We start from the raw sequence: 17,240 nt of genomic DNA, 5'->3' as shown, positions 1-17,240 counted from the left end.
GCTCCCATGACCCAACAAGGCACGATCCTCATCATCGACGATGAAGCTCAATTGCGGAAACTCCTCGCCCGCCTCCTCACGCTGGAAGGGTACACCATACTCGAAGCGCAGGACGTACGGTCTGCCCGGAAAATCCTCGACAAATCCGACATCCATGTCATCCTTTCCGACGTCAAACTGCCGGACGGAAACGGCGTGGAACTGACAGCCCAGTTGAAATCCTCCCATCCTGATATCGAAATCATCGTGCTCACCGCCTACGGCAACATTGCCGACGGGGTGCAGGCCATCAAAAACGGTGCGTTCGATTATCTCACCAAAGGCGATGACAACAACCGCATCCTGCCGCTGGTGAGCAAAGCCATGGACAAAGCGCGCCTCCAGTTCAGGGTGCGTTCGCTGGAAGAGAGGCTGGGCGGCAAGCACGACTTCTCGCAGGTGATCGGCAAATCGCCGCGTATCCTCGACGCGGTGAACCTCTCCCGCAAAGTTGCGGCCACCGATGCCACGGTGTTATTGCTCGGAGAAACGGGTTCCGGGAAGGAAGTTTTCGCCCAGGCCATCCACCGCGCCAGCGCGCGCACCGCGCAGCCGTTCGTGGCGGTGAATTGCAGCGCCTTCGGGAAGGAAATCCTCGAAAGCGAGCTTTTCGGCCATAAAGCCGGTGCGTTTACCGGCGCCGTTAAAGACAAAAAAGGTTTCCTGGAAGAAGCCAGCAACGGCACCATCTTCCTCGACGAAATCGGTGAAATGGCGCTCGATCTGCAAGCCAAGCTGCTCCGCGTACTGGAGACCCGCGAATTCTATAAAGTCGGCGACTCCAAACCGATGAAAGTGGATATCCGCATCATCGCCGCCACCAACCGCGACCTGGAGAAGGAATCCGAGAAAGGCACATTCCGCGCGGATTTATTTTACCGTCTTTGCGCCTTCCAGATTCACCTGCCTTCGCTCAACGAACGCAGGGAAGATGTGCCCCTGCTCGCACAATATTTCCTCTCCCAACTCGGCCCCAAAAACAACAAACGTATCACAGGTATGTCGGGAGCCTTCCGCCAGGCGCTGGAAAACCACCACTGGCGCGGCAATATCCGCGAACTTAGGAACGTCATCGAAAGGGCCGTGATTCTGTCCGATGGTCCCGAGCTCGGCACTGACCTGCTCCCACTTGAATTCTCCCATCCTGAAAATGACGGTCCCGCCCCACTGAGCCTCGCCGATATGGAGAGGAAGCACATCGCCCGGGTGTTGCATGCCGTGAACGGGAATAAGACCCGCGCGGCGGAAATGCTGCAGATCGGGCTCACCACTTTATATAACAAGATCAAAGAGTACAATATCCGCTGACGAAATTTCGATTTTTGCAAACAACCCTTCCGTTTTTGCATGGTGCCGACACGCCTGAAAAGGTATGCCGGCTTCTTATTTTATTGATAATGATGTGATTATGGTGGTTCTGGCGTTGTTGGCATTCCGCTGGCATACACCGGGCAAAACCTCATATCATGTTACCGGATGCTAAAATCCATCTCCTGCTGGTGCAACAAATCCCCGGACTTCGCAACGAAGGCACCGGCGCGCCAGCGAAAGTAATCCAGGCTTTTACGGCTTATACACGGCGGATGATCCGCAACGACGAACTCCCCGAGATCAGGAAGTGCTTTTCCCTGGCAGGCGTGCTGTATAAAAACGGCAGCCGCATATTGAAAGACGCGATCGAATCGGTGTTTTTGTTTGGATTGTCGCCGCTGCTGAACGCGCCGGTGAAATCGTTGCTGCCGGTTTCGCTGCAAAACGTCCGCCGTCAATTCATCTTAAACAATTCACAATGCTGACACTCGTATTACTGCTCGCCGGGCTTATTTGTTTCTGGCTGTTTTTCGCATCGGTAGACTTCTTCGACAAGATTTAAAACGCAAGCCATGATGAACGCACTTTTCATTTTATCCCTGTTGGTTTTCGGTTACATGATTTACGTGTTGCTGAAACCTGAAAAATTCTGAGTTATCAATTAAACCTGACAATGAACACCGAACTATCAGGCATTATCGCCACTTATGCCATTACGCTCCTGGTCGCCATACCGCTCGGCCGTTACATCGCGAAGGTTTTCGCGGGACAGCGGACCCTGCTGGAGTTCATGGCACCGCTGGAACAGGGGATTTACCGGTTCTGCGGCATCGATCCGAAGGAGGAGATGAACTGGAAGCAGCACCTGAAAGCCCTGCTGACCATCAATATGCTATGGTTCGTATATGCCTTTTTCCTGCTGATCTTCCAGGACAGGCTTCCCCTCAACCCCGACCACAACGCGGCGCAAACGCCAGACCTGGCTTTCAACACTGCCATCAGCTTCCTGGTTAACTGCAACCTGCAACACTACTCCGGTGAATCCGGGTTAACTTATTTTACGCAATTGTTCGTGGTTACATTCCTGCAGTTTGTGAGCGCGGCAACGGGGATCGCTGCGCTGGTGGCGGTTTTCAAAGCTCTTCGCGAGAAAACCACCACCCAGTTGGGCAACTTTTGGGACCACCTGCTGAAAACCACCACCCGCATATTGCTACCCCTTTGCATCGTGATCGCCGGCATCCTGGCTTTCCGCGGTACGCCCGCCAGCTTCGCCGGGAAAGATACCATCGTGACGGTGCAGGGCGATACCGTGCAGGTGTCACGCGGGCCAGCGGCCGGCATGATCGCCATTAAGCACCTGGGAACCAACGGCGGCGGATGGTTCGGTGCCAACAGCATCCACCCGCTCGAAAATCCGGATTACCTCACCAATATGACCGAGGCCATCGCACAGCTGATCATCCCCATCGCGATGGTGTTTGCGTTGGGTTTCTTTATCCGGCGGAGGAAATTCGCGTATGTCATTTTCGGGGTGATGACCGTCGGGATGCTCGCGCTGATGATCCCTGCTATCCTGTCCGAAACCGGCGGCAACCCCGCAATATCCCAGATGGGCATCACGCAGGCCACCGGCGCCATGGAAGGCAAGGAGGTCCGTTTCGGGCCGATGGCCACCGCCTACTGGAGCACCATTACCACCATCGTTTCCACCGGATCGGTGAACGGTTTCCACGACAGCACCATGCCCATGACCGGCATGATGGAGCTGATCGCCATGATGGCCAACTGCTTCTATGGCGGCTGCGGTGTGGGTATTCTCAACTACTTCGTATTCATCATCATTGCCGTGTTCATATCGGGCCTCATGGTAGGGCGTACGCCGGAATTCCTGGGGCATAAAGTGGAAGCGCGGGAAATGAAGATCGCGGCGATCGTAGCCTTACTGCATCCGCTGCTGATCCTCGCGGGCACGGCGCTGTCGTCCTATGCCATCGCGCACGGATGGGGCGCGGGCTGGGCCACGCAGCCGGGCGCATGGCTTAATAACCCAGGTCACCACGGTTTTTCGGAAATGATGTATGAATACACCTCCGCCGCGGCCAACAACGGTTCGGGGTTCGAAGGGCTGACGGATAATAACATTTTCTGGAACGTGACCACCGGTTTTGTACTCATCCTGTCGCGCTTCCTGCCTATTATCGGCCCGGTAGCGATCGCGGGACTCCTGGCTTCGAAGCAATACGTCCCCGAATCCGCCGGCACACTGCGGACAGACACGGCCACTTTCGGCATCATGACATTCGCCGTGATCGCGATCATCGCCGCGTTGGCCTTCTTCCCCGCGCTGGCGCTGGGCCCCATCGCCGAATATTTCTCCCTGTACTAACGCATGCAAACGCAAAAGAAAATGAAAACGAAAGACAATACACTGTTTCCGGCGGCACTGGTGAGGGAAGCGCTCGCGCAATCCTTCGTGAAGCTGAACCCGCGCCTCCTCGTCCGGAATCCCGTCATGTTCACGGTTTTGCTTGGAACGATCGTCATGCTGATCGTAACGGTTTATGCCGGCATCAGCCACGATGCCTCCCAGGGCTCTTTCGGCTATAACTTCACCGTGTTCATTGTATTACTGTTGACGGTACTATTCGGCAACTTCGCGGAAGCCATCGCAGAAGCACGCGGAAAGGCACAGGCCGAAAGCCTCCGCAGAACGCGGGAAGACACCCCGGCAAAGAGAATCCTCACGGTTGGAGAAATCTTCACCGACGAAATTAAAGTGGTACCCAGCTCCCGGCTGCAAAAAGGTGACCTGTTCGTTTGCGAAGCCGGCGACGTAATCCCCGCCGACGGTGAGATCGTGCAAGGCCTGGCGAGCATCGACGAATCCGCCATCACCGGCGAAAGCGCCCCCGTGATCCGCGAAGCCGGCGGCGACAAAAGCTCCGTGGTAGGCGGCACCAAAGTGCTGAGCGACCGCATCGTGGTGCGGGTGAGCGCGGGCGTGGGGGAATCGTTCCTCGACAAAATGATCGCACTCGTGGAAGGCGCCTCGCGGCAGAAAACCCCCAACGAAATCGCGCTCACCATCCTCCTGGCCAGCTTCACGCTTGTGTTCATCATCGTCTGCGTAACGCTGAAGCCTTTCGCCGATTACGCGCAAACGCCCATTACCATCGCGGCCTTCATCTCCCTGTTTGTTTGCCTCATTCCCACCACCATCGGCGGATTGCTCTCCGCCATCGGCATCGCGGGGATGGACCGCGCCCTGCGCGCTAATGTGATCACCAAATCCGGAAAGGCCGTGGAAACCGCCGGCGACGTGGATGTGCTGCTGCTCGATAAAACCGGCACCATCACCATCGGCAATCGTAAAGCCACGCACTTCCATCCCGCCAACGGTTACGACCGCAACGAATTCATCCGGTACAGCGTGCTGGGCTCCCTGGCCGACGAAACGCCCGAAGGCAAATCCATCGTAGAGCTGGCCGGGCGCGAAGTATCCGCGCAGCTGAGTATGAACGGTGCGCAACTCGTGCCCTTTACCGCCGAAACCCGCAGCAGCGGTATCAATATGAGCGACGGCACGCGGATTCGTAAAGGCGCGTACGACGCCATCCGCAACCTGGGTGCAAAGGCCGGAAACGATTTTCCAGCCGATACGGCCGACATGGTGAAACAGATTTCCGGGAACGGGGGAACACCGCTGGTGGTGGCCGTCAATGAGAGAATCACCGGCGTGATCGAACTGCAGGATATCATCAAACCCGGCATCAGCGAGCGTTTTGAACGGCTCCGCCGGATGGGGGTGAAAACGGTGATGGTGACGGGCGACAACCCGCTCACAGCCAAATACATCGCAGACAAAGCCGGTGTGGATGATTTCATCGCCGAAGCCCGGCCCGAGGACAAGATGTCGTACATCCGCAAGGAGCAACAGGAAGGCCGGCTGGTGGCGATGATGGGAGATGGGACCAACGACGCGCCCGCCCTGGCGCAGGCAGACGTGGGCGTGGCCATGAACAGCGGAACGCAGGCCGCCAAGGAAGCCGGCAACATGGTGGATCTCGACAACGACCCTACGAAGCTCATCGAGATCGTGGAGATCGGCAAGCAGCTGCTCATGACGCGCGGAACGCTCACGACTTTTTCCATCGCCAACGACGTGGCTAAATATTTCGCCATCGTGCCAGCATTGTTTATCCTGTCGGTGCCGGCATTGCAGGGGATCAATATCATGCGGCTGCACAGCCCGGAAACGGCGATCCTCAGCGCGGTGATTTTCAACGCCATCATCATTCCCCTGCTGATCCCGCTGGCATTACGGGGTGTGGCGTATAAGCCCATCGGAGCGAGCGCGCTGCTGCGTAGAAATCTTTTCATTTACGGGCTCGGTGGCGTGGTGGTGCCTTTCATCGGCATCAAGCTCATCGATATGGTATTGGCTTTATTCTTTTAAACTCAACAAATCATGAAACGATATTTTTTCCCGGCGCTGAAACTGACCCTCGTGCTGGTGCTCCTCACCGCCGGCATTTATCCCCTCTTCATCGCCGGACTGGCAAAAATGGCGCCCGGCAAGGGCGACGGGGTCACCGTAAAGAAAAGCGGGCTGGTAGTAGGATACGCCAACGTAGGCCAGCAATTCACCGGCGACGAATATTTCCAGACGCGGCCCAGCGCGGTGGCGTACAATGCCGCGGGATCCGGCGGATCAAACAAGGGGCCTTCCAACCCGGATTACCTCCAGGCAGTGAAGGACCGGATCGATACTTTCCTGGTGCATAACCCGGGCATACAGCGGTCAGATATTCCGGCCGAGCTGGTAACGGCTTCCGGCAGCGGGCTGGATCCGCATCTTTCCCCGGAAGGCGCGCTGGTACAGGTGTCGCGTATCGCGAAGCTGAGAGGGATATCCGAACAGCGGCTCCGCGATCTGGTGGACGCCCATACCAAAGGGCCTTTGGCGGGCATGTTTGGCCCGGCTACGGTGCACGTCCTTCAACTCAATCTGGCTTTAGACGAAATACACTAGCCTTTTTAGTCTCAACCCAACCTATGAAAACCCGAAGAAAAGAGGTACCCGCCGCGCGACCGGGAGCTGCCCGGCCGGCGCGAGCGGTACACATCAACAGCTCAAAAAGACAGCGCATGCAGAAAATGAAAAAACACATCCTTACCGCCATTGCCCTGACAGGTACGATGGCCACCATGGCGCAGGAAGCGCCGGAAAAAACGGAACCGAAACTGACGATCTCCGGTTATGCCGAAGCGTATTATGTATTTGATTTCAATAAGCCCGCCGATCACACCAGGCCCGGGTTCCTGTACAACCATACCCGTCACAATGAGCTGAACGTCAACCTCGCCTTCCTGAAAGCGAACTATGCGGCAGACAGGATCCGGGGGAACGTGGCCGTAATGGCCGGCACCTACGCCCATTACAACCTCGCGGCGGAGCAGGAACTGGTACGGCACATTTATGAGGCAAATGTGGGGGTACGGATCGGGGAGGGATTATGGGTGGATGCGGGCATCATGCCCTCGCACATCGGGTTCGAAAGCGCCATCGGGAAAGATAATTTTACGCTGACGAGGAGCCTCATGGCGGAAAATACGCCGTACTACGAAGCCGGCGCCAAAATCACCTGGACGCCGAACAACAAATGGCTCTTCTCCGCCATGTACCTCAACGGCTGGCAGCGGATCAAACGCCCCGATGCCAACCAGACGCCCGGCTTCGGTACCCAGATCACCTTCAAACCCACATCGAAAGTTACCCTCAACTGGAGCACTTTCGTTGGGAACGACAAGCCCGATTCCGTCCGGCAGATGCGTTATTTCAACGACCTTTACGGAACGTTTGCCCTCACTGGCAAGCTGAGCCTCATCGCAGGTTGCGACATCGGGGTGGAACAACCTTCGAAAGGCAACAACGATATGAATGCCTGGTTCAGCCCGATCCTCATCGCGCGGTACACCTTCAGCGAGAATATCGCCATGGCGGGGCGGTACGAATATTATAACGATAAAGACGGCGTGATCATCGCCACCGGAACACCGAACGGCTTCCGCACCAGCGGCTATTCGCTGAACCTCGACGTGTCGCCCGTGAGCCAGGTGATGTTCCGGCTGGAAGGGAAATTATACAACAGCAAGGACGAGATTTTCACGAAAGGCGAAGTGCCCCGGAAAGAGAATTTTTCCATCGCCACATCACTGGCGTTTTCATTTTAAAATTCAGGCGGGGCCTTTCGGGGCTCCGCGCTTTTGTTTTCATGGCTTCACAAATTCAACATCCCGGCCAGCCGGGAAGGGGAAAATTCAAGATCTACATCGGCATGAGCGCCGGCGTGGGGAAGTCGTACCGCATGCTGCAGGAAGCGCATGCCCTGTTGCGCAGCGGCGTCAATATCCAGATCGGGTTTATCGAAACGCATGGGCGGAAAGAAACGGAAGCCCTCGTGGCCGGGCTCCCCGTGATCCCACGGCGGCAGGCTTTCTACAAAGGGAAGCTCATGGAGGAAATGGACCTGGGCGCCATCCTGCTCCTCGCGCCGGAATGGGTGGTGGTGGACGAGCTTGCCCATTCCAACATCCCCGGCTCGCGGAACGAAAAGCGCTGGCAGGACGTTCAGGAGCTCCTCCGCGCGGGGATCAACGTCATCTCCGCCATCAACATCCAGCACATGGAAAGCATCAACGCCCAGGTGAAAACCATCACCGGCGTGGAAGTGCATGAACGGGTGCCCGACAGCATGCTCCAGCTGGCGGATGAAGTCGTGAACATCGACCTCACGGCCGACGAGCTCATCACCCGCCTCAAAGAAGGCAAGATCTACGACCGCGCCAAAGTGGAAACGGCCCTGCGGAACTTCTTCCAGTCCGAAAAAATACTCCAGCTCCGCGAACTCGCGCTGAAAGAAGTAGCTTCGCAGGTAGAAAGAAAAGTGGTGACCGAAGTGCCGAAGGACCGGCAAATGCGGCATGAGCGTTTCCTGGCCTGCATTTCGTCCAACGACGAAGTGGCGCGGAAAGTGATCCGCAAAACCGCGCGCCTCGCGGCTTATTACCACGGCGAATGGTTTGTGCTTTATGTGCAAACGCCGGAGGAAAGCACAGGCCGCATCGACCTGGCCGTGCAACGCCACCTCATCAGTAATTTCAAACTGGCGACGGAGCTGGGCGCCGAGGTATTGCAGGTACAACATGCCAATATCGCCGCCGCCATTATGGAAAAGGCGCAGGAAAAAGACATCACGACCGTATGTATCGGCAAACCCCACATCTCCCTTTTCGGTATCTTGCTAAGAACCAATATCTTTAATCAATTGTTGAAAACATTATCCGCTCACCAAACCGATATCGTCATCCTCTCATGACCAGGATCAGGCTTAAAACCAAGATTTCCGCGGGCGTTCTTTTCTTGTTCGCCATGTTGCTGCTGGTGGGTTTGATGGGATATATTTACCTGGACAAGGTGAACCGCGCGGCCGCCGCCATCCTGGAAGACAACTACGAATCCGTGGAATATGCGGGCACGATGCTACGCGCGGCAGAGCACTGGAATGGCAGCGATTCTGTGCGGCGGCAGTTTGTTTCGGCGCTGGAAAAGCAGGAGAAGAATGTCACGGAGCCCGGCGAAGCCGCATTCACCAAAGTGCTGCGGGCCGATTACGAAGCGTTTGCGGCCGGAGACGCGGCGCGGTTGCCCGCCATCAGGGAACACATTTCCGGGATCATGGACGTAAACCTCAAAGCCATCGTATCAAAACAGGAAAAAACGCGCAAAACGGCCGAAAAAGCCCTGCTCTATATTGCATTGGTCAGCGGCTTATGTTTCCTGATCGGGATCGTTTTCGTTTACAATTTCCCCGGCTATATTGCCAACCCCATCCGCGAGCTCACGGAAGGCATCCGGCAGATCGCGGATAAGAAGTATGAGCAAAGACTGCATTTCCGCTCCGGCGACGAGTTCGGCGAACTGGCCGAAGCTTTCAATACGATGGCCCGCAAGCTCGACGAATACGAACATAGCAACCTGGCGCGCATACTGTTCGAAAAACAACGCGCGGAAGCGGTGATCGGCAGCCTGAAAGACGCCACTATCGGCCTCGATAACAAGAATATCATCCTGTTCGCCAACGCCGGAGCCCTGCAGCTGCTGAACATCCCAGAAAACGGGCTCGTCGGCAAACCCGCCGATGAAGCAGCCCGGCATAACGACCTGCTTCGCTACCTGCTGCACGACCAAAATCCCGCTCCGGTTAAAATTGTTTCGGAAGGAAAGGAAAACTTCTTCCTCCGCGAATCCACCAATATCATCCACAACCATGTGGTAATTGGCCATATCATCGTATTACGCAACATCACCGCGTTCAAAGAGCAGGATCTCGCCAAAACCCATTTCATCGCCACCATTTCCCACGAACTGAAAACCCCGCTCGCCGCCACCGACCTCAGCCTGAAGCTCCTCGGCGACGAGCGCACCGGCCCGCTTTCCAGCGGGCAGCACGAACTGCTCGACAGCATCCGGGAAGACAATCGCCGTATGATCCGCATGGTGAGCGAACTACTGGATTTTTCCCGGGTGGAAAGCGGAAATATCGGACTGCAGGTGCAAGCCGTTCCGCCGGCCGACATCCTGCAATATGCCCTGCAAACCGTTGCCAGGCAGGCTGCCGGAAAGGAAGTGGACATCCGGACGGAGATCCCCGGAACTACAACGCCCGTGCTGGCCGATGCGGAGAAAAGCGCCTGGGTGCTCGTCAATTTGCTGACGAACGCCATCCGTTACTCCCCTCCCAAAAGCGAAGTGGAACTGACGGTTGAAGAGGAAGAAAAAATGTGGCGCTTCGGCGTCCGCGACCGCGGAAAAGGCATCGATGCAGGGTTCCGGGAGAAAATCTTCGAGCGGTTTTTCCGTGTGCCGGAAGCGGAAGGCGGCAAGGGAACCGGGCTGGGGCTCGCCATCGCGCGGGAATTCATCGAAGCGCAGGGCGGTAGCATCGGCGTGGAAAGCGAGCCGGGGAAAGGAAGCTACTTTTGGTTCCGGCTACCCAAAGCCTAGATTTTCCTGATCTCATCTTCTATCACCACCAACATTTCCTTGAATCTTTTTGATGTAATGTGGATATTGGCAAGTATCTCTCCCGAAGGCGCCTGGTTACGGATATCTTCCATTATCCGGAAAATATGTTCCGTCACCGGGTAAGCGCGCACCACCTGCAGGCTGGCGAACAGCACCTTGGCATGGCGGCCAGCTTCTTCCCAATTCCCGGTTCCGCCCGCTTCCAGCAACATGTTGAAGACGTGGCTGGTGTTATGCATGAAGCATTCCAATACTTCCAGCAGGTAATCCCTGTCATTTTCCGCTACGCTTTTCAAATACTTTAAATCCACCAACGGGATAACGATGGATGCTTCCCATTCGTCCGGCACAAAGGGCGCCGTATCCTGGAAACGCTCGCCGATCGCCACGAGGATGTGCTGGAAGAGGTCTTTAGGGATGAATGGCTTGGTAACATAATCGTTCATGCCCGCCAGCAGGCATTTTTCGCGGTCTCCTTTGAGCGCGCCTGCGGTGAGCGCAATAATGGGAATGCCGCTGCCAGCTTCGCGGATGATGCGCGTGGCCTCCAGTCCGTCCATTTCCGGCATCTGGATATCCATCAGGATGCAATCGTAAGGTTTTAGTGTATACATGCGCACCGCTTCGGCGCCGGTTTCCGCGAGATCCACGATGGCGCCCGCGCCGCTGAGGGTTCTGATCGCCAGTTTCTGGTTCAGCTGGTTATCTTCCGCCACCAGGATCAGCTTCCCCGCCAACGGTGGCGCCAGCAGTGTAGCCGCGCCCGGGGCCTGGTCGATGGTTTCCGGCACGTCGAGCTGGTACGGAATGGAAAATTCGACGCGCGTTCCGCCGCCGGGATTATCGTGGACGTGAAGGGTGCCGTTATGCAAAGCGATCAGCTCGCGCGTAAGCGCGAGGCCCAGACCTACGCCACCGTATTTGCGGATATCGCCTTCGTCGAGCTGGGTGAAGTCTTGCCCTACCCTGGTGCGCATTTCTTCCGGGATACCGATGCCCGTGTCGGACACGGAGAAGCGAAGGGATACCTGTTTTTCCTGGTCGGCGGTCGTAGCGCTGACGGCCAGCTTTACGGCGCCGTGGTCGGTGAATTTGATGGCGTTGTCGATCAGGTTATGGAGGATTTGCTGGAGCCGGGTGGGATCTCCCAGGAGGGAAGCGTTCAGGCTTTCCATCTCGCATTCCAGCAGCAACCCTTTTTCCGAAGCGCGGACCCGGTAGCGGTCCAGGGTTTGATGGATGAGCCCTGCCGGTTCGAACGCCGACTTTTCCAGGTGCATCCTTCCGGCGCGGATGCTGGAGAAATCCAGCAGGGAATTGACGAGCACGAGCAGGTTTTGCGCCGAAGAAAGGATGTCTTTTACATATTCCCGTTGCTCCGGGGTGTGCATCAGTTTCTCGAGTAGATGGGTGAAACCGATGATGCCATTGAGCGGCGTGCGCAGCTCGTGGCTCATGTTGGCCATGAAATTTTCCATACGGCCATGGGCTATCTCCGCTTTCCGCCTGGCTTCGATCACTTCATGCTCACGGGAGATGATCTGGGTGATGTCGGTGGCGACGCCGCAAAGCCCGTACACACGGCCACGTTCATCTCGCAGGGGGAATTTGGCGATCTGGAAGTAGCGGGTTTCGTTTCCGAGCGTGATTTCATCTTCCAGTTCCACTGTTTTTTCTGCCATGATCACTTCCCGGTCGGTTACCTGGCTTCTTTCGGCGCTCAGTTTTTCCGGGAAATCGCTGTCGGTGCGGCCGATAATCTGTTTGGATGTGATTCCGAAAGTGGTTTCAAAGCGGTTGTTGACCTGCACGTAACGGCCGGCGTTGTCTTTGATAAATACGATGTCGGGGGTATTGGCCAGGACGGATTCGAACCTTTCATTGAGTTCTTGCATTGCTTTCAGGGCCAGTTCATGCCGCTCATCTTTTTCCTTATCGGCGGTGATATCTTTCACGATGCATTGGTAGCCGGTGAAGATGCCATTTTTCCGGAGTAGCACCACATGTTGTTCTACCCATCTCCGTTCTCCGTTTTTCCGACGGATCTGGAACTTTTCAATGGTTTCGCGCTGGCCTTCAAAGGCTTGTTCCTCGTACAGCTTCCGGAGTCTTTCATGATCCGCGGGGTCAAGGAGCATGTGGTAGGGCTTATGATACAGCTCTTCGGTCGTGTAGCCGGTCAGTTCCTGGGCTTTGGCGTTGGTATAGGTGAAAAAGCCGCCGCGGTTGGAGGTGAAGAGGGTAACGCCTGCGTCTTCGATGAGCTGGCGGTATTTTTCTTCGTTTGCGCGCAATTTGGCTTCGGCTTTGGAGGCTTTGTTGACGTTGCGTATCACGCCGGACAGCCCGGCTGCGAGGACGGTTACGGCTATGGCGCCGCCGGCGATGGTGAGGATGAAGGGCAGGCGGTCGTCCCATCCCGGGCCGGTAAGGGCGTCCAGCTCGGCGTATTGGCTGGCGAGCATGCGGCTGGTCAGTTGGGTGAGCCGGTCGGGTTTTACGGGGTGGCGGGTCTGGATGAGGGCGCCGGCCATCACGGAGGATTCGTGGGCGGTGCGGATGAGGTATTGGCTGAAAACGATGCGGTCGTAAACGAGGGTGCGGAGGGAATCGATCCGGGCTGTTTCCTGCGGATCGCCGGCGGCGAGGATGGCCAGGCTTTCGACGGGTGTGTGCATACGGGCTTCGGAGAGGTCTTCCCGCATGAGGAACGCCGTGTCGCCGGTGATCAAATATCCTCTGGCGGCGGATTCCAGGGCGCGGGTTTGGTAGGCGACCTGCTCCAGGAGGCGGATTTTTTCCGTTGTCAGCCTTACTTTTGCATTCATCCGGATCGAAGCCGCGTCCGACATCCATGCGCTCCAGGTGAACCAGGCCACCGACACGGTGGCGGCCGCAAATATGAGGATGACGGGGTTACTGATTTTTTTCATGTATGGCATCTCTTTTCTTACGCGTTGGCGAAAGGTTTTCAATCTGCGGCATTAAATTGGGCGTACATGGGGTCGACATATCGATCGGTGCAAGAAGGCCGTCGATCTTTACAATTTACTAAAATTAATGGAAAAGGTGGCTCCGGGAGAGCTATGTATTTTTTTGCAATATTTTAACCATTTGGTTTATTTGCATTCTATTAAATTTGCTAGATATTCTTTTTGCCAAGCATTTAAACATATTATGAAAAAATTACTTTTAGCGCTGGGTATTCTCGGCTTCTCCGCAACTACGTTTGCGCAGGATAAAGTGGCCGGAGCGGCGATGAGCAAGGTTCGGCAGAGCAGGGACTTCCTGGTGATCGGTATTTCGTATGACGGCTGGGCATCCGCGCCGGACAATTTGAAGACGAAAGGATTGTCCCGCGGCTTTAATATCGCATTGATGTACGATATTCCCATTACAAAGGAGCATTTCAGCATTGCGCCGGGTATCGGGTTCACTGCCAGCAGCATTTTCCTGGACAAGCAGATCATGGACATGAGCAACGGCAACTCCACCGCGGTGAACTTCGTGGATTCGGATAAATTCAAAAAGTACAAGATCGCCACCAATTACCTGGAAATTCCCGTCGAATTCCGCTACCGCCAGAATTCCGAGAACGCCAATACCGGGATCAAGGCAGCCATCGGCATCCGCGCGGGCATGCTGGTAAACGCGCACACCAAGGGTAAGAACACACTGGGCGGCGAAAAGAATATCATTAAGGAGCAGAACCGCCGCTTCTTCAACCCCTGGCGCTTTGCGGGCACTGCGCGCATCGGTTACGGCAACTTCGCCCTGTTCGGTACCATGAACCTGAACCCCCTGTTCAAAGATGTTACCAACCTCGACGTAAGACCTTACTCCATCGGTATCGCCCTCAGCGGCCTATAATCCCCGACGGACCAACATATGCAAAGGGCCCCTCCGCGGAGGGGCCCTCTTTTATGCCGCAAGTTTTTCAGACCAGGTTTATTTTCCCGTAAACACCGGCTTCCGCTTCTCCAGGAAAGCCGTCACCCCTTCCTTGTTATCCGCCGTATTCCCGGCGATCTCCTGGCAGTAGGCCTCATATTCCAGCACGGCGTCCAGGTTTTCGGTCATGCCCTTGGTCAGCATTTTTTTCATGAGCCCGATGGCTTTGGTGGGTGCGTTGGCGTAAAATTCCGCCTCCGCAGCCACCGCGGCCTCCAGCTCGCCGGCGGGCACTACTTTGTTCAGCAGTCCCATTTCCTTTGCCTCGGTAGCCGTCAGCTTCGTGGCTTTCGTCGCCAGCTCGAAGGCGCGATGGTACCCCACGGCTCTCGGCAGGAAATACGACGATCCGGAATCCAGCACCAGCGCGATATTGATGAAAATTTCGATCAGGGAAGCCTGTTCGGATGCGATGATCACGTCGCAGGCCAGCGCCAGCGAGCATCCCGCACCGGCGGCCACCCCGTTCAGCTTACAAATCACCGGCTTGGGCATGTTGCGCAACGCGCGGATGATGGGATTGTACCGTTTATGCAGGGAATCGCCCAGGTTGCGGGGCTTGCCGTCGGCTCCCATCGCGGCTTTGAGATCCTGGCCGCTGCAAAAGGCCTTGCCCGCGCCCGTCAACACCACGGCGCGCACGGAAGCGTCTTTGTCCGCCTGCTTCAGGGCGTCCTGTAATTCGTAACTGAGCTCGTCGTTAAAGGCGTTGTAGACGTCCGGACGGTTAAGCGTAATCGTAGCGATGTTTTGGTGAACTTCGTAAAGAAGGGAGTTGAACATGGAATGGTTTTTTGCGATAAAATGAAAACAGCGGCCACGGGGGCCGCTGTCTATTTAAAAGATCTTATAATGTTTCCTTCAGCCAGCCGAAAAATTCACGCTGCCAGGTGATAGCGTTCTGCGCGCCCAGCACCCAGTGGTTTTCTTCCGGGAAATATACCAGCTTGCTTTTTATACCCTTCAGCTGCGCTGCCTGGAAGGCCTGCAGCCCCTGCTCGATCCCTACGCGGAAGTCGATGCCGCCCTGTACGATCATGATCGGCGTGTCCCACTTGTTCACGAGGCTGGAAGGATTAAACTGCTCGTAGGATTTGGCGTTGGCATTATCCCAATACGCGCCGATGTCCCAGTTGGCGAACCACAGCTCTTCGGTGGTACCGTACCAGCTGCGCAGGTCGAAAAGACCGTCGTGCGCGATGAAGGATTTGAACCTTTTTTCGTGTACGCCCGCCAGCATGAACACCGAATATCCGCCGTAGCTGGCGCCCACCGCGCCGAGGCGGGATTTGTCCACATACGGTTCTTTCGCCAGGTCGTCGATGGCGGAAAGATAGTCGCGGATGGGTTGGCCGCCCCAGTCTTTGCTGATATCGGCATTCCATTTCACGCCATGGCCGGGCATCCCGCGGCGGTTTGGCGCGACCACGATGTAGCCCTGCGCCGCCATCAGCTGGAAGTTCCAGCGGAAGGAGTAAAACTGGCTCAGCGCGCTTTGCGGCCCGCCCTGGCAATAGAGCAGCGTCGGGTATTTTTTGTTCGGGTCGAAGTCGGGCGGGTAAATCACCCAGGCGAGCATGTCTTTGCCGTCGGTGGTTTTGATCCAGCGCTCGGACACTTTACTCATTTTCAGGCTGCTGTAAATATCATTGTTCACCTGTGTAATGGGCGCCACAGCGCCGTCTTTCAGGCTAACGGTGAACAATTCGGCGGCATGGTTCATGTCCGTCCGGCTTACCACGAGCGTTTGCCCGTGCTGCCCAACGATCCCGTTGATGTCGAACTGGCCCTTGGTCAGCTGTTTTACCGCGCCGCCGGCTACCGGAATCGTGAATACCTGCTCGGTGCCTTTGGTAACGGCCAGGAAGAGGATGGTTTTGTTATCCGCGGCGAACCGGGCGGAGGCTACGGTGCCGTCCCATTTCGCGGTGAGGTTGTTTTTCTTGCCGGAAGCCAGTTCCAGCACGATAATATCGTTTTTGTCCGCCTCAAATCCGTCGCTGGCCATGCTGTGCCAGAGCAGTTTCTTCCCGTCGGCGCTGAATTGCGGCGCCACGTCGTAGCCGTTCATGTCTTCGGAAAGGTTTTCGGTTTGTTTGGTGGCGAGGGTGTAGCGGTAGATGTCGGTATTGGTGCTTACGGCGTATTCCTTGCCGTGTTTCTTTTTGCAGACATAGATGATCTGGCTGCCGTCGGGGCTCCAGATGAAGTCTTCCGTGCCGCCGAAGGGCATCTGTGGGCAATCGAACGGCTCGCCGGGCATGATGTCCGTCGGGGTGCCTACGTTGCCGGTGGCGGCATCGAAAGTGGCGTAGAAGATGTGGTTGTATTTTCCGTCTTCCCAGGTATCCCAGTGGCGGTAATTCAGGTTCGTGTAGATGTGCGCGTTGGCTTTGGGAAGATCTGCGTATTTGTCTTTCGCCAGCACTTTTTCCATTTCCACCTCGCGGGAGAAGAGGATATGCTTGCCGTCGGGCGAGATGCGGATATTTTGGAGCCCGCCTTCGACATTGGTTTTTTGTACCGGGTTAGCCCCGTCTTTATCCATTTCCCAGAGCTGGCCTTTGTGGCTGTAGAGGATTTTACCGCCGGGGAGGGCTTTAACGAAAGATTCGCCGCCGGGAGTGGAAGTCAGCTGCCGGGGAGCGCCGCCGGTGAGGGGGATGGTCCAGAGGTTCCGTTCGCTTTTATTTTCTTCCAGGTTGTACCGGGAAACGCCAAAAACGACGGTTCCATCCTCCAGCACTGTTTCGCCGCCAACCCTACCGAGCTTCCAGAGCAGCTCGGGCGTCATTGTTTGTTGTGCCATGCCTTGTTGAATGAATAAAATACCTGCTAACAGGAATGT

At 56.2% G+C, this 17,240-nt stretch carries 13 protein-coding genes; 10 read left to right on the top strand and 3 right to left on the bottom strand.

The window, feature by feature from the left end:
• Positions 1 to 6: 6 nt before the first annotated feature.
• The 9 genes from WJU16_RS12725 (at position 7) to WJU16_RS12685 (ending at position 10,420) form a co-directional block, all read left to right on the top strand.
• Positions 7 to 1,347 carry a sigma-54 dependent transcriptional regulator gene (locus WJU16_RS12725; protein ID WP_341833879.1) on the top strand — a complete coding sequence of 447 codons (1,341 nt, stop codon included), beginning with the start codon at positions 7 to 9 and terminating at the stop codon, positions 1,345 to 1,347.
• 158 nt (positions 1,348 to 1,505) lie between these two features.
• Entirely contained in the window at positions 1,506 to 1,835 is a 330-nt protein-coding gene (locus WJU16_RS12720) for a hypothetical protein (protein WP_341833878.1), read from the top strand.
• Positions 1,836 to 1,922: 87 nt separating this feature from the next.
• Positions 1,923 to 2,003: a potassium-transporting ATPase subunit F gene (locus WJU16_RS12715; RefSeq protein WP_341838665.1), complete on the top strand. Its 81-nt coding sequence runs from the start codon at positions 1,923 to 1,925 to the stop codon at positions 2,001 to 2,003.
• Positions 2,004 to 2,023: 20 nt separating this feature from the next.
• Positions 2,024 to 3,739, top strand: a complete 1,716-nt coding sequence (kdpA, locus tag WJU16_RS12710) for a potassium-transporting ATPase subunit KdpA (RefSeq protein ID WP_341833877.1) — start codon at positions 2,024 to 2,026, stop codon at positions 3,737 to 3,739.
• Between the two features lie 21 nt (positions 3,740 to 3,760).
• On the top strand, positions 3,761 to 5,809 hold the full coding sequence (gene kdpB, locus WJU16_RS12705; RefSeq protein WP_341833876.1) for a potassium-transporting ATPase subunit KdpB: 2,049 nt from the start codon (positions 3,761 to 3,763) through the stop codon (positions 5,807 to 5,809).
• 12 nt (positions 5,810 to 5,821) lie between these two features.
• Positions 5,822 to 6,385, top strand: a complete 564-nt coding sequence (kdpC, locus tag WJU16_RS12700) for a potassium-transporting ATPase subunit KdpC (protein WP_341833875.1) — start codon at positions 5,822 to 5,824, stop codon at positions 6,383 to 6,385.
• 116 nt (positions 6,386 to 6,501) lie between these two features.
• Positions 6,502 to 7,587: a porin gene (locus tag WJU16_RS12695; RefSeq protein ID WP_341833874.1), complete on the top strand. Its 1,086-nt coding sequence runs from the start codon at positions 6,502 to 6,504 to the stop codon at positions 7,585 to 7,587.
• Between the two features lie 41 nt (positions 7,588 to 7,628).
• Positions 7,629 to 8,732, top strand: a complete 1,104-nt coding sequence (locus WJU16_RS12690) for a sensor protein KdpD (RefSeq protein ID WP_341833873.1) — start codon at positions 7,629 to 7,631, stop codon at positions 8,730 to 8,732.
• Positions 8,729 to 10,420, top strand: coding sequence for an ATP-binding protein (locus WJU16_RS12685; protein WP_341833872.1), 1,692 nt, complete (start codon positions 8,729 to 8,731; stop codon positions 10,418 to 10,420). Before WJU16_RS12690 ends, WJU16_RS12685 begins: the two co-directional genes overlap by 4 nt.
• Here the strand turns inward: WJU16_RS12685 and WJU16_RS12680 are convergent.
• Positions 10,417 to 13,374, bottom strand: a complete 2,958-nt coding sequence (locus WJU16_RS12680; protein ID WP_341833871.1) for a PAS domain S-box protein — start codon at positions 13,372 to 13,374, stop codon at positions 10,417 to 10,419. The genes WJU16_RS12685 and WJU16_RS12680 overlap by 4 nt on opposite strands.
• Positions 13,375 to 13,618: 244 nt before the next feature.
• Between WJU16_RS12680 and WJU16_RS12675 the strand changes: the two genes are divergently transcribed.
• Entirely contained in the window at positions 13,619 to 14,311 is a 693-nt protein-coding gene (locus tag WJU16_RS12675; protein ID WP_341833870.1) for an outer membrane beta-barrel protein, read from the top strand.
• Positions 14,312 to 14,389: 78 nt separating this feature from the next.
• Here WJU16_RS12675 and WJU16_RS12670 read toward each other — a convergent pair whose 3' ends face one another.
• Both WJU16_RS12670 and WJU16_RS12665 read right to left on the bottom strand, forming a co-directional pair.
• Entirely contained in the window at positions 14,390 to 15,175 is a 786-nt protein-coding gene (locus WJU16_RS12670) for an enoyl-CoA hydratase-related protein (protein ID WP_341833869.1), read from the bottom strand.
• 64 nt (positions 15,176 to 15,239) lie between these two features.
• Complete coding sequence (locus tag WJU16_RS12665; RefSeq protein ID WP_341833868.1) at positions 15,240 to 17,201, bottom strand: S9 family peptidase; 1,962 nt, start codon at positions 17,199 to 17,201, stop codon at positions 15,240 to 15,242.
• Positions 17,202 to 17,240 lie beyond the last annotated feature (39 nt).

The sequence above is a fragment of the Chitinophaga pollutisoli genome, from assembly GCF_038396755.1.
In the GTDB taxonomy this organism is placed as follows: Bacteria; Bacteroidota; Bacteroidia; order Chitinophagales; family Chitinophagaceae; genus Chitinophaga; species Chitinophaga pollutisoli.
Note: the sequence above shows the minus strand (reverse complement) of the source record. Positions and strands in the feature narration are given on the sequence as shown.

Bases quoted from the DNA above. Each gene is read 5' to 3' on its own strand.
- WJU16_RS12725 (WP_341833879.1), top strand. From the start codon at position 7: ATGACCCAACAAGGCACGATCCTCATCATCGACGATGAAGCTCAATTG.
- WJU16_RS12720 (WP_341833878.1), top strand. From the start codon at position 1,506: ATGTTACCGGATGCTAAAATCCATCTCCTGCTGGTGCAACAAATCCCC.
- WJU16_RS12715 (WP_341838665.1), top strand. From the start codon at position 1,923: ATGATGAACGCACTTTTCATTTTATCCCTGTTGGTTTTCGGTTACATG.
- kdpA (WP_341833877.1), top strand. From the start codon at position 2,024: ATGAACACCGAACTATCAGGCATTATCGCCACTTATGCCATTACGCTC.
- kdpB (WP_341833876.1), top strand. From the start codon at position 3,761: ATGAAAACGAAAGACAATACACTGTTTCCGGCGGCACTGGTGAGGGAA.
- kdpC (WP_341833875.1), top strand. From the start codon at position 5,822: ATGAAACGATATTTTTTCCCGGCGCTGAAACTGACCCTCGTGCTGGTG.
- WJU16_RS12695 (WP_341833874.1), top strand. From the start codon at position 6,502: ATGCAGAAAATGAAAAAACACATCCTTACCGCCATTGCCCTGACAGGT.
- WJU16_RS12690 (WP_341833873.1), top strand. From the start codon at position 7,629: ATGGCTTCACAAATTCAACATCCCGGCCAGCCGGGAAGGGGAAAATTC.
- WJU16_RS12685 (WP_341833872.1), top strand. From the start codon at position 8,729: ATGACCAGGATCAGGCTTAAAACCAAGATTTCCGCGGGCGTTCTTTTC.
- WJU16_RS12680 (WP_341833871.1), bottom strand. From the start codon at position 13,374: ATGAAAAAAATCAGTAACCCCGTCATCCTCATATTTGCGGCCGCCACC.
- WJU16_RS12675 (WP_341833870.1), top strand. From the start codon at position 13,619: ATGAAAAAATTACTTTTAGCGCTGGGTATTCTCGGCTTCTCCGCAACT.
- WJU16_RS12670 (WP_341833869.1), bottom strand. From the start codon at position 15,175: ATGTTCAACTCCCTTCTTTACGAAGTTCACCAAAACATCGCTACGATT.
- WJU16_RS12665 (WP_341833868.1), bottom strand. From the start codon at position 17,201: ATGGCACAACAAACAATGACGCCCGAGCTGCTCTGGAAGCTCGGTAGG.